Genomic DNA, 11,729 nt, shown 5'->3' with positions numbered 1-11,729 from the left:
GTTTCCAAAGGACTGAAAGTGATGTTCCGGTGAACGCATCGAGCCCTGAACAGGTCTACGACGTCGTCGTGGTCGGCTCCGGCTTCGGCGGCTCGGTCGCCGCTCTGCGACTGGTCGAGAAGGGCTACCGGGTGCTGGTGCTCGAGGCCGGTCGCCGGTTCCGCGACGAGGACTTCGCGGCGACCTCCTGGGATGCCCGGAGGTTCCTGTTCGCGCCTCGGATCGGCTGCTTCGGGATCCAGCGCATCCGGCTCCTCCGCGACGTGGTCGTGCTGGCCGGCGCCGGCGTGGGCGGTGGGTCGCTGGTGTACGCGAACACGCTCTACGAGCCGCGCTCGGACGCGTTCTACCGCGACGCTCAGTGGTCCCACATCACCGACTGGCGCGACGAGCTGGCTCCCTACTACGACCAGGCAAAACGCATGCTCGGGGTCCGGCCCAACCCGACGACCACCCGGCCCGACGAGATCATGGGCGAGGTCGCCGCCGAGCTCGGCGTGGCCGACACCTACGGTCCCGCGCCGGTCGGGGTCTTCTTCGGTCGCGGTGACACGTTGGAGCCGGGCGTAACGGTCGCCGACCCGTACTTCGGCGGGGTCGGCCCCGACCGCACCGGTTGTCTGGAGTGCGGCGAGTGCATGACCGGATGTCGGCACAACGCGAAGAACACGCTGCTGAAGAACTACCTCCATCTCGCCGAGCGGGGTGGTGCCGAGGTGCGGGAGCTCACCACCGTCGACAGCATCACCCCGTACGACTGCGGCTACCGCATCGCGGTTCACGAGTCGGGCGGCTCGCGCCGCCGCACCGCGCACACGATCACGGCCGACCAGGTCATCATCGCTGCCGGCACCTGGGGTACGCAGGAGCTGCTGCACACCATGAAGCAGCGCGGGCTCCTACCCGGCCTCTCGGACCGGCTCGGTGAGCTGACCCGCACGAACTCCGAAGCGCTGTGCACCGCGAGCATGCGGCCCGGAGCCCGGATCGACGGCGACCTCAACCGCGGCGTCGCCATCACCAGCTCGATCCACCCCAACGACCACACCCACATCGAGCCGGTGCGCTACGGCGCCGGCTCCGGGTTCATGGGGTTGCTCACCACCGTCATGACCGACGGCGGCGGCCGGGTGCCCAGGGCGCTGAAGTGGATCGGCCAGATCCTGCGCCACCCCGTCCAGTTCCTCGGTCACTACCTGGGGATCCGCACCTGGGCGGAGCGTACGGTCATCGCCTTGGTCATGCAGACCAGCGACAACTCGATCACCGTCTTCGGCAAGAAGCGGCGCTTCGGTCGCGGGGCGCTGCGGCTGTCCTCGAAGCAGGGCCACGGCGAGCCGAACCCGACCTGGATCCCGGTCGCCAACCAGGCGATCCGCAGCATCAGCGAGAAGATCGACGGCCGGCCGTTCTCGAGCATCGGCGAGATCTTCAACATCCCGATGACGGCCCACTTCCTTGGTGGCTGCGTCATCGGGGACAGCGCCGAGAGCGGCGTCGTCGACCCCTACCACCGCGTCCACGGCCACCCTGGGCTGCACATCACCGACGGCTCGACGATCTCCGCCAACCTCGGCGTGAACCCGAGCCTGACCATCACCGCGCAGGCCGAGCGCGCCATGTCCTTGTGGCCGAACAAGGGCGAGACCGACCTGCGCCCGCCGCTCGGTGCCGCATACGAGCGGATCGCGCCGGTCGGCCCGAAGCAGCCGATGGTGCCGGCCGAGGCGCCGGCCGCGTTGCGGCTTCCGGTGGTCGAGATCAACGGTCGGGCCGCTTCATGACGGCCACCCAGACAGACCGGATGGAGCCGTCCGGTCCCCGCGGCATGACGCCCGAGCGTCAGCGGATCGCCGCCGAGGCGCTCCAGTCGAACGCCCTCTTCAAGGCTCTGGCGTCCTTCGGCGACTTCTACGCTTTCGTCGTCTCGGTCTTCCGCAAGGGGTTCACGCACAGCTTCCAGTTCCGCGAGTTCGTCTCCCAGGCCTGGTTCATCACGACCGTCTCGTTCTGGCCCGCGCTCCTGGTCGCGATCCCGTTCTGCGTCGTCATCATCTTCCAGGTCAACCAGCTCCTGATCGAGATCGGCGCGGTCGACCTCGCCGGGGCCGGGGCCGCCGTCGCCGTCGTCCGTGAGATCGGTCCGATCGTCAGCGTCCTGGTCGTCGCCGGTGCCGGGGCGACCGCGATCTGCGCGGACCTGGGCTCCCGCAAGATCCGCGAGGAGATCGACGCGATGACCACGCTCGGGATCGACCCGATCCACCGGCTCGTCGTGCCGCGCGTGGCCGCCTCGACCCTGGTGGGCATCGCCCTCAACGGACTGGTGACCGTCGTCGGCCTGGTCGGCGGCTACTTCTTCTCGGTGGTGCTGCAGGGCGCGACCCCAGGGCTCTACCTCAACGACCTCACCCTTCTCGTGGGCTTGTCAGACTTCATCGCAGCTGAGGCGAAAGCCGCGATCTTCGGACTGCTGGCCGGGTTGACTGCCTGCTACCTGGGCCTCAACGCCAAGGGCGGCCCCAAGGGCGTCGGGGAAGCGGTGAACCAGACAGTCGTGTTCGCGTTCATGCTTCTGTTCGCCGCCAACAGCGTGATCAGCACCCTGTTCCTCCAGTTCAAGTTGGGAGCCTGAGATGGCGGTCAACGCATCAGCACTCCGCGAGCTCGGCGAGCAGCTCGCCTTCCATGCACGCGCCTACTCCCACGTCCCTCATGCCTTCCACCGCTACCGCAAGGAAGTCGTCCGGCTCCTGGCCGAGGTCGCGATGGGAACCGGGGCCTTGGCACTGATCGGCGGGACCGTTCTCGTGATCGGGTTTCTCACCGCGGCGTCGGGCATCGAGGTCGGCCTGCAGGCGTACACCTCCTTCGACAACATCGGCGTCTCCGCGCTGTCGGGATTCTTCTCGGCGTACTTCAACACCCGCGAGGTGGCTCCGATCATCGCCGGGATCGCGCTCACCGCGACCGTCGGCGCGGGCTTCACCGCCCAGATCGGCGCGATGCGGGTCTCAGAAGAGATCGATGCGCTCGAGGTGATGGCGGTGCCGCCGGTGCCCTACCTGGTCACCACCCGGATCATGGCCGGGCTCATCGCGGTCATCCCGCTGTACGCCATCGCGGTGATGATGTGCTGGCTGGCGACCCGGCTCGTGGTGACCGTCGGCTACGACGAGGCACCGGGTACCTACCAGCACTACTTCGACACCTTCCTGATCCCCGGCGACCTGTTCCTGTCCATGTTGAAGGTCACGATCATGGCGCTGGTCGTGGTCTCGGTGTGCTGCTACCACGGATTCAAGGCCGCGGGCGGACCCGCCGGCGTCGGCCGTGCCGTCGGCCGCGCCGTGCGGTCGGCCCTCATCGCCATCATGTTCGTCGACCTGATCTTCGGCATCGCCATCTGGGGCGGTCCGTCGGTCCACATCGCGGGGTGATCGGGCATGGTTGATCGTCACGTCACGTACGGCCTCACCTTCATCGCGCTGATCCTCGCGCTGATCGTCGGCACCGTCGCCAGCTATGAGGGCGTCTTCCGCTCCACCGTCCCGCTCACCGTCTCCTCCGACCGGGCCGGTCTGACTTTGGCCCCGGGGGCAGCGGTCAAACTCCGAGGTGTGGTGATCGGCCGGGTCGGTTCGGTCGACCATGACGCCGGCGACGGGGTCTCGATCCAGCTCGAAATCGACCAGGACGAGCTCAATCAGATCTCCAGCGACACCACCGCCGAGATCGTCCCGCCGACAGCGTTCGGAGCAAAGTACATCCAGCTCAACCCCGGTGAGCCGGGCGCCGAGCGGATCCAGGCCGGGTCCACGATCGACGCCGACCGGGTCACGGTCGAGGTCGACGAGGCGTTCGAGAACCTCACTCAGGTACTGGACACGGCCAAGCCTGCCGAGGTCGCGGCCGCGCTCACCGCCGTCTCGCAGGCGGTCGACCAGCGCGGCGAGGACATCGGGCTCCTGATCACCCAGACCAACGGCTACCTCACCTCGTTCAACCCCTATCTGAGCACCCTCACCAGCGACATCAGGTCGGGCGCGAGCGTCGCTCAGACCTACGACACCGCGCGGCCCGACCTGGTGGCCCTGGCCGACAAGGCTGCGGTGACCAGCAGGACCCTGACCACCCAGCAGAAGTCGCTGCACGCCTTCGAGGTCAGCCTGTACTCCTTCGACAACAGCGCGAGCCAGCTGCTGGACAGCTCGGGTAGGCGGCTGACCACCACGTTGAAGCTGACCGCCCCGGTCGCTGACGTAGTCGAGCGCTACTCGCCGGAGCTCCCGTGCACGATCCTCGGCCTCGCCTCGGCCAACAAGCTCGCCGAGGCCGCCGTCGGCGGCACACATCCGGGAATCACCACGATCACCCGCATCGTCCCGGGTCGCGATCCATACACGTACGAGCGCAACCTGCCGAAGATCGGCGACACCAGGTCTCCCGAGTGCTACGGGCTTCCGTACGTCACCGAGGAGGAGGCACAGGCTGCGGTGCCGACCTTCGCAACCGGCGCCAACCCCTACGCGGGCAAGCAGCCCACGGTCCAGGAGAACACGCTCACCACGCTGCTCGGCCTGCTGGCCGGTGGCGCCAACGCCGCAGGAGGTAAACAGTGACCAGCAACAGTAAACTTCGGCGCCGGGAGCGTTCCGACCTGATCAAGTTCGGAATCTTCTTGGTGGTCGCGGCGCTGTTCACCTACTGGGTCGGTGTGGTGACGGCCGCGCATCGCCCCGGCGACCGGGTTACGTACGATGCCGTCTTCGCCAACGTGTCGGGTCTCCAAAAGGGCGACTCGGTCCGGATCGCCGGCGTGGACGTCGGCAAGGTCACGGCCCTGGCAGTCCAGCGCGACGCGACCGTGCGCGTCTCCTTTGACGTCCCGCGGGACCAGAAGCTCAACGCCTCGACCGAGGCCACGGTGCAGTACCGGAACCTCATCGGCGACCGGATCGTCCAACTCAGCCGGCCCGACCCGGACGCCAGACCGATCAAGGCCGGCGACACCATCCCAATATCCCAGACCAGGCCGGCCCTCGACCTCGACCTGCTGCTCAACGGGTTCAAGCCGCTCTTCGCGGGCCTTGCCCCGGCGCAGATCAACGCCTTCTCCGGTGACCTGATCAAGATCCTCCAAGGGCAGAGCTCCGCCATCTCCACGCTGGTGCAGCGGGCGGCCTCGCTCACCACGACGCTCGGGAACCGCCAGGAGCTGATCGGGGAGGTGATCCGCAACCTCAACACTGTCGTCGGCACCCTCGATGACAAGCGCGAGACCATCCAGGCGCTCATCGACCAGTTCAGCAAGCTTCTCGACGGTCTCGAGCAGCAGGACACCCAGATCCTCGATGCAGCGGCGCAGACCGACCGGTTCGCCCGTGACGCGGCGTCACTGGTCGAGGCGGGCAGGGAAGACCTGGCGGCCGACCTTACTCAGCTCACCAAGACGGCGAACGGCATCAACCAGGAGCAGGCCACTCTTCAGCAGGTCCTGCAGAAGCTGCCGAACCACTACGCGGCGATCCAGAACACCGCCTCGTACGGCAACTACTTCAACTTCTTCCTGTGTGGGGTCCGGATCCAGACCGAGGCCACCATCACGACTCCCTGGATCATGTCCGACACGCAGAGGTGCAAACGATGAGCGTCCGTACGCCCTCCCAGAACGCCGCCCGAGGCCTGATCGGCACCATGGCGATCGCCCTGGTGGTCACCGCCAGCCTCAACTACAACAAGCTCCCGCTCGTGGGCAACGGTGACATCATCCACGCCGCCTTCACCGAGGCCGGTGGCCTCAAAGGTGGAGATGCCGTGATGGTCTCCGGCGCCCAGGTGGGCAAGGTTCGTGACGTCCGTCTCGATGGCGACGAGGTCGTCGCCGACTTGGTCGTCACCGAAGGTGATGTCGACCTCGGCGGCAAGACCGAGGCACGCATCATCACGGTCACGCTCCTCGGCCGGGCCGCCGTCGAGCTCGTCCCCTCCGGCAGCGGGCGGCTGAGTGCCGGTGACACGATCCCGACCTCCCGGACGTCCTCGCCCTACAACCTCACCGCCACGCTGAACGAACTGACGACGACCACGGCGGACATCGACAAGGCACAGCTGGCCGGCGCGCTCGACCAGGCCAGCGCGGCTCTGAGCGGAACCCACGACGACGTCGGGCCCGCTCTGCGAGGTGTCACTGAGCTCACCGCCGCCGTCGAACAGAACGACGACCAACTTCGCGCCCTGCTCGCCCGCGCCTCACGGGTCTCGGGCGTCCTCGCCAGTCGCAACGAGCAGATCGAGACCCTACTTGTCTCCGGACAGTCGCTGCTCCAGCAGCTCAACGCTCGCCAGGCCGTCGTAGTGAGCCTGCTTAGCAGCGTGCAGGACCTCTCCACGCAGCTGCGTGGACTCGTCGACGACAACCGGGCCACCCTCGGCCCGGCACTGGACCAGCTCGATGCGGTGGTCACTCTGCTCAACCGGAACAAGGCGGCTCTCCAGGACGCCATCACCGGCCTACGCGGGTACGTCACCGGGTTCGGGGAGGCCATCTCGACCGGACCGTGGTTCGACGCGTACATCCAGAACCTCACCTCGCCAGGCACGCTGGTGCCGATCGTCTCGGGGGTCGTGAAATGACCAACTCCTCCAGTCTCCTGCTGCGCCGTGTCCTGATCGGGCTCGCGCTACTGCTCCTCGCCACGGGCGGCTACTACACGGTCAAGGACACCCGCTCGACGGTGCTGACCGCGGTCTTCAGCAACGCCGACGGGCTCTACGAGGGCGACGACGTCAAGGTCCTCGGCGTCGCCGTCGGCCGGGTCACCGAGGTCGATCCGCAAGACGACGGCGTACATGTGAGGATCGAGGTCGAGGGCGGGCAGCGGATTCCGGCCGAGGCCAACGCCGCGATCGTCTCCCCGAGCCTGGTCAGCGGACGGTTCGTCCAGCTCTCACCGGCCTACACCGACGGCCCGGCGATGCCCGACGGTGGCCAGATCCAGCTGGACCGCACCGCGGTGCCGGTCTCGTTCGACGAGGTCAAGAAGCAGCTCACCGACCTCGCCACCGCGCTCGCTCCCGATGGCTCCGGCAAGCAGCCGCTCCGGACCGCCATCGAGACCCTGGACGCCAACCTCCGCAACGGCAACGCCGAGCAACTGAGCGAGGCAGTTGAGGGGCTCCGCAGCGCCACCGCGACCCTCTCGGACGGGCGCGCCGACATGTTCACGACCGTCTCCAACCTGAACAGCTTCACCAAGAACCTCGCTGTCAACGATGCCGCCGTGGCCGGGTTCACCGAGCAGCTCAGCGAGGTCTCCGCGGTGTTGGCCGCCAACCGGCGCGAGCTCACCAAGGCGATCGAGGAGCTCTCCGCGGCACTGGTGGCGACGGGTGAGCTCACCCACGACAACCGCGGCAGGATCAAGAACTCCGTACGCGACCTGAACCTGCTCAGCGCTGCCCTCGCGGACCGATCCAACCAGCTGGCGGCGATCCTGCACATGGCTCCGACGGCCTTGATCGATCTCTTCAACGTCATCGACAAGCAGGCAATCACCGGCCGGGCCTCACTGACCGGGCTCAACGACGCCGCCCAGCTCGTCTGCGGCGCCGTGCTCGGTGCCGGCGGCACGGCACAGCAGTGCCGTGATGCGCTCGCGCCGCTTGTCGACCTGATCAAGACCGCCCAGCAAGGCACGACCGGGCCAGGCGCGACGGGGCCAGGCACGGGGCAGCCAGAGATGGACCCACCGGCCGACCCGGGGCGACCGCCGACACCGCTCCCTGACCTGGGCTCGGGCCTCGACGGGGTACAACCCCTCTTGCCCGGCCTGCTCGGCACCGACCTCGGAGGCGACCGATGAAGACACAGATCCTGGCCACCATGGCCGCAATCGTGGTCGGCCTGACCGGCTGCACGAGCCTCCAGCCGAACGATCACACACTTCCCGGCCAGCCCGGCGTCGGCGGGGACGGCTACACCGTCACCGTCACCTTCGACGAGGTCGCGAACCTGGTGCCGAACTCCGCCGTGCAGATGGACAACGTCGTCATCGGCACCGTCGCCGGCATCAGCGTCTCGGACTGGCAGGCAAAGGTCCGGCTCCGGCTGATGAAATCTGCCCGCGTCCCGGCCGATGCCACCTTCGCGATCGGACAGAAGACCCTGCTCGGCGCCCAGTACATCGACGTCAGCGCGCCCGGGCCAGCCCCGACACCGAGCAGCGCCGACAGCATCGCGGCAGCGGCGGAGCGGACCGAGATACTGCAGCACGGCGCCCGGGTTCCGGTCACCCAGACCGGTACCTACCCGGCCACCGAGCAGGTCCTCGGCGCGGTGGCGCTACTGCTCAACAACGGCGGGTTGTCGCAGATCGAGACCATCACCTCCGAGCTGGCGACCGCGCTGGACGACCGGGTCCCCGACACCCGCAACCTGGTGCGACGGACCAACGAGTTGCTCGCGGTGCTCGACGATAACAAGAGTGAGATCGTGCAGGCGCTCGAGGCGCTCGACCGGCTCTCCGCCGGCCTCGCTAAGGACCGGACGGTCCTGGCGAACGCGATCGACGATATCGCTCCGGGGCTGCGTGCGCTCGAGGAGGAGCGGGAGAGCCTCGTCCGCGCTGTCACCCGGACCGGCGAGACCGGAGATCGGGCGACCAAGGTCATCCGGGCCAGCCGTACGGCTCTCCTCACGAACCTGGACGCCCTGCGGCCCATCCTGACCAGCCTCGGCAAGGTCGGCGACTCCATCCCCGAGGCGCTCAAGCTCGCTCTGACCATCCCGTTCCCCGCGATGACCACGACCAACGCGCTGCGTGGCGACTACGCCAACCTCTTCGCGACGCTCGACCTCCGCGGCTCGAGCCTCACCGAAACCTGGCTCACCGGATTCGGGCCGACCGGCCTGCCTCCCGTTGGCGCCGCCCCCACGTCGACACCCATCCCGAGCACGTCCGACGACAGCGGCTGCCTGATGGCGAACCTGGGGGGCTGCTGATGCTGCTGACGAGACTGGTGAAGCGGCAGTTGGGCGTCTTCGCCTGCCTGACGGCTCTCGCGCTCGGGCTGATGGTCTTCACCTATGCGAGAGTCCCGGCGATGCTCGGCATCGGGGTCTACCAGGTCACCGCCGAGTTCAAAGATGCCAGCGGGCTCTACGAGAGCGCCCTGGTCACCTATCGGGGCGTCAAGGTCGGGCAGGTGACCGACCTTGAGGTGACCCCGCGAGCAGCCGTCGCCACTCTTCGTCTCGATGATGGCACCAGGATCCCCGGCAACGTTGACGCTGAGCTCCACAGCACCTCCGCGGTGGGGGAGCAGTACGTCTCCCTGGTCTCGCCGTCGACCACCAAGGCGGCCTTGAGCGCCGGGGACGTGCTACCAACTTCACGCACCGTCGACATGCCCCAGATCGCGCCCGTCCTGGATGCCGTCAACCACCTGCTTGAGTCCGTGCCGCAGCGACAGACACGCAACGTACTGGATCAGGTCGACACCGGCCTCGGGTCGAGCAGCGAGGACGTCGGCCGGCTGATCGAGGAATCCAGCACGCTCTTGGACACAGCCCAGCAGGAGGTCACCTCGACGACCGAGCTGATCCGCGCCCTGGAGCCGGTGCTCGCCACCCAGCAGGAGATGGCGCCGCAGACCGTGTCGTCGATGTCGTCGCTCCGCGCGCTCACCAAGGAGCTCGCGGCGAACGACGCCGACCTGCGCTCGCTGCTCCGCGACGGGCGTACGGGTCTGGACAGCACCGCCGCGACAGTTGATGACCTCCAGACCACGCTGCCGATGCTCTTGGACAACTTGATGGTCAACGGCGAGGTGCTCAACACCTATCTTCCGCAGCTTCAGCAGACCCTGGTCGTGTACCCCGCCACGATCGGACGACTTCAACAGACGGTCAATCCGCGGGCGAAGGAGGGCGACGTGAAGCTGGACCTACGCGCAGGCGTCAACAATCCACCGTCATGCACGACGGGATACCTGTCCACCGACGATCGACGCAGCCCGTCCGAAGAGAACGTACGCAAGGTCGACCCGCTCGCGCACTGCGAGACCGCGCCCAGCGACCCGTCTTCGGTGCGGGGCGCTCGCAACCAGCCGTGTCCGAATTCCAGCGCGCGGGGCCATCTACCCTCCTCGTGCGGGCTGGAGTTCGGCAAGGGGCGCTGGCCCGAGGGCGACGATCCGAACGCGCCAAAGGCTCCGGCAGGTGAGCCGTCGTCGACGGGGACGACGGACGCATCTGAGGACAACTCCTGGAAGCAGTTGTTCCTCGAGCCGGTCGGGCTGTGGTGACGATGTCCAGACTCTCCACAAGGACCTTCGTGCTCCTGCTGGTGCTAGGCATCGGGCTGCTCGTGTTCGCCGGGCAGCGCGCTTGGTCCTGGCGCGAGGACGTAAGCGCGGAGCATCAGCGAGCGGCGGCCGTCTCGGCGGCTTCCACCGAGGTCACCCGACTGATCTCGGTCAGCGCAGAGGACTCGGAGGCGGCCTTCGAGTCCCTTCTCGACGGCGCGACCGCCTCCTTCCGCAGCGACCTGAAGCAGCAGGCAAGTGCGCTGCAGAAGGCGCTGAAGGCCAACAAGGTCGACGCCGAGGGCGAGGTCGTCTCGGCCGGTGTGGCGCGCTCGACCGACGAGCAGGCGACGGTGTACATCGCGGCGACCGGCACGGTGTCGAACTCGGGCACGAAGGCACCACAGCAACGTGACTACCGGGTCAAGGTCGAGATGCGGAACGTCGAGGGCCGCTGGCTCGTATCCGGACTGGAGTTCATCCCGTGACCATCGATGAGACCGAGATGCCAACAGCCCTCTCAGAAGAGACCGAGGTGGACGAGCACGTGGACAAGTCGCGACCGCCCGAATCCGGTCGGCTCCGGCTCGACCTGGGGGGAAGACTGCTGCGCTGGGCGGTCGTGCTGCTCGTGATCGTCGGACTGGCCGCGGCGATAACCTTCGCCGCGCTCGCCGGTCACGCCTCGGACCGCGCTCGGGACCGAACCGATGCGCTCGCCACGGCCAAGAGCCGGGTGCCCGTCCTGCTGAGCTACGACCACCGCACGCTCGAAGCAGACCTCGACCGGTCCAAGAACCAGACCACCGGCCGGTTTCGCACCGACTACACCAAGCTGCTCGAAGGCCCTGTCGCCAAGGCAGCGACCCAGAAACAGATCTCCACGAAGGCGACCCTCTCCGGGGCAGGCGTCGTCGAGGTCGCCGGGCCGCGGGTCACGGTCCTGGTCTTCATCACGCAGACCACGATCGCGCCTGGAGCCGAGCCCAGCGTCAGTGCATCGCGCGTCGAGGTGAAGATGCAAAGGGTCGGCAACGGCTGGAAGGTGGCTGGGCTCACGCCCCGCTGACCGGACGACAACCCGCGAGTGGAGGCATTGGTATGGGTGTAGACGTAAAGATCGAAGGGCTGACCAAGAGCTTTGGTAAGCAGCTCATCTGGAAGGATGTCACGCTGACGCTGCCTGCGGGCGAGATCAGCGTGATGCTCGGCCCGTCCGGCACGGGTAAGTCCGTGCTCCTGAAGACGCTGATCGGTCTGATCAAGCCCGACACGGGCTCGGTGGTCATCGAGGGCGTCGACATCGCCAGCTGTTCGGAGCGAGACCTCTACGAGGTCCGCAAGCTGTTCGGCGTGCTGTTCCAGGACGGCGCCATGTTCGGTTCGATGGACCTGTTCGACAACGTCGCGTTCCCCCTTCG

General features: G+C 67.6%; 12 protein-coding genes. All 12 read left to right on the top strand.

Annotated features, from left to right (window positions below):
- The first annotated feature begins 29 nt into the window (after positions 1-29).
- Positions 30-1,784, top strand: coding sequence for a GMC family oxidoreductase (locus ACFVJS_RS07970; RefSeq protein ID WP_008362697.1), 1,755 nt, complete (start codon positions 30-32; stop codon positions 1,782-1,784).
- Positions 1,785-1,828: 44 nt separating this feature from the next.
- On the top strand, positions 1,829-2,635 hold the full coding sequence (locus ACFVJS_RS07965) for an ABC transporter permease (protein WP_141782921.1): 807 nt from the start codon (positions 1,829-1,831) through the stop codon (positions 2,633-2,635).
- A gap of 1 nt (position 2,636) precedes the next feature.
- The gene (locus ACFVJS_RS07960; RefSeq protein ID WP_008362695.1) at positions 2,637-3,440 is read left to right on the top strand and encodes an ABC transporter permease; all 804 of its coding nucleotides are present in this window, start codon (positions 2,637-2,639) and stop codon (positions 3,438-3,440) included.
- Positions 3,441-3,446: 6 nt separating this feature from the next.
- Positions 3,447-4,622, top strand: a complete 1,176-nt coding sequence (locus tag ACFVJS_RS07955) for an MCE family protein (RefSeq protein ID WP_008362694.1) — start codon at positions 3,447-3,449, stop codon at positions 4,620-4,622.
- Positions 4,619-5,650 carry an MCE family protein gene (locus ACFVJS_RS07950; protein ID WP_008362693.1) on the top strand — a complete coding sequence of 344 codons (1,032 nt, stop codon included), beginning with the start codon at positions 4,619-4,621 and terminating at the stop codon, positions 5,648-5,650. The genes ACFVJS_RS07955 and ACFVJS_RS07950 overlap by 4 nt, the downstream gene beginning before the upstream one ends.
- Positions 5,647-6,636, top strand: a complete 990-nt coding sequence (locus tag ACFVJS_RS07945) for an MCE family protein (protein ID WP_008362692.1) — start codon at positions 5,647-5,649, stop codon at positions 6,634-6,636. Before ACFVJS_RS07950 ends, ACFVJS_RS07945 begins: the two co-directional genes overlap by 4 nt.
- Complete coding sequence (locus ACFVJS_RS07940; protein WP_008362691.1) at positions 6,633-7,865, top strand: MCE family protein; 1,233 nt, start codon at positions 6,633-6,635, stop codon at positions 7,863-7,865. The genes ACFVJS_RS07945 and ACFVJS_RS07940 overlap by 4 nt, the downstream gene beginning before the upstream one ends.
- Positions 7,862-9,004: an MCE family protein gene (locus ACFVJS_RS07935; RefSeq protein ID WP_008362689.1), complete on the top strand. Its 1,143-nt coding sequence runs from the start codon at positions 7,862-7,864 to the stop codon at positions 9,002-9,004. The genes ACFVJS_RS07940 and ACFVJS_RS07935 overlap by 4 nt, the downstream gene beginning before the upstream one ends.
- Positions 9,004-10,308: an MCE family protein gene (locus ACFVJS_RS07930; RefSeq protein ID WP_008362687.1), complete on the top strand. Its 1,305-nt coding sequence runs from the start codon at positions 9,004-9,006 to the stop codon at positions 10,306-10,308. Before ACFVJS_RS07935 ends, ACFVJS_RS07930 begins: the two co-directional genes overlap by 1 nt.
- A 2-nt stretch (positions 10,309-10,310) precedes the next feature.
- Positions 10,311-10,796 carry a hypothetical protein gene (locus ACFVJS_RS07925; protein WP_008362685.1) on the top strand — a complete coding sequence of 162 codons (486 nt, stop codon included), beginning with the start codon at positions 10,311-10,313 and terminating at the stop codon, positions 10,794-10,796.
- Positions 10,793-11,377, top strand: coding sequence for a hypothetical protein (locus tag ACFVJS_RS07920; RefSeq protein WP_008362682.1), 585 nt, complete (start codon positions 10,793-10,795; stop codon positions 11,375-11,377). The genes ACFVJS_RS07925 and ACFVJS_RS07920 overlap by 4 nt, the downstream gene beginning before the upstream one ends.
- A 32-nt stretch (positions 11,378-11,409) precedes the next feature.
- Positions 11,410-11,729, top strand: a 320-nt coding sequence (locus tag ACFVJS_RS07915; RefSeq protein ID WP_378878376.1) for an ATP-binding cassette domain-containing protein, incomplete at its 3' end; no start/stop codon positions are given.

It is taken from the genome of Nocardioides sp. NPDC057772 (genome assembly GCF_042798075.1).
Lineage (GTDB): Bacteria > Actinomycetota > Actinomycetes > Propionibacteriales > Nocardioidaceae > Nocardioides.
This window is presented reverse-complemented; position numbering and strand designations above follow the sequence as displayed.

Bases quoted from the DNA above. Each gene is read 5' to 3' on its own strand.
- ACFVJS_RS07965 (WP_141782921.1), top strand. From the start codon at position 1,829: ATGACGCCCGAGCGTCAGCGGATCGCCGCCGAGGCGCTCCAGTCGAAC.
- ACFVJS_RS07960 (WP_008362695.1), top strand. From the start codon at position 2,637: ATGGCGGTCAACGCATCAGCACTCCGCGAGCTCGGCGAGCAGCTCGCC.
- ACFVJS_RS07955 (WP_008362694.1), top strand. From the start codon at position 3,447: ATGGTTGATCGTCACGTCACGTACGGCCTCACCTTCATCGCGCTGATC.
- ACFVJS_RS07945 (WP_008362692.1), top strand. From the start codon at position 5,647: ATGAGCGTCCGTACGCCCTCCCAGAACGCCGCCCGAGGCCTGATCGGC.
- ACFVJS_RS07940 (WP_008362691.1), top strand. From the start codon at position 6,633: ATGACCAACTCCTCCAGTCTCCTGCTGCGCCGTGTCCTGATCGGGCTC.
- ACFVJS_RS07935 (WP_008362689.1), top strand. From the start codon at position 7,862: ATGAAGACACAGATCCTGGCCACCATGGCCGCAATCGTGGTCGGCCTG.
- ACFVJS_RS07930 (WP_008362687.1), top strand. From the start codon at position 9,004: ATGCTGCTGACGAGACTGGTGAAGCGGCAGTTGGGCGTCTTCGCCTGC.
- ACFVJS_RS07925 (WP_008362685.1), top strand. From the start codon at position 10,311: ATGTCCAGACTCTCCACAAGGACCTTCGTGCTCCTGCTGGTGCTAGGC.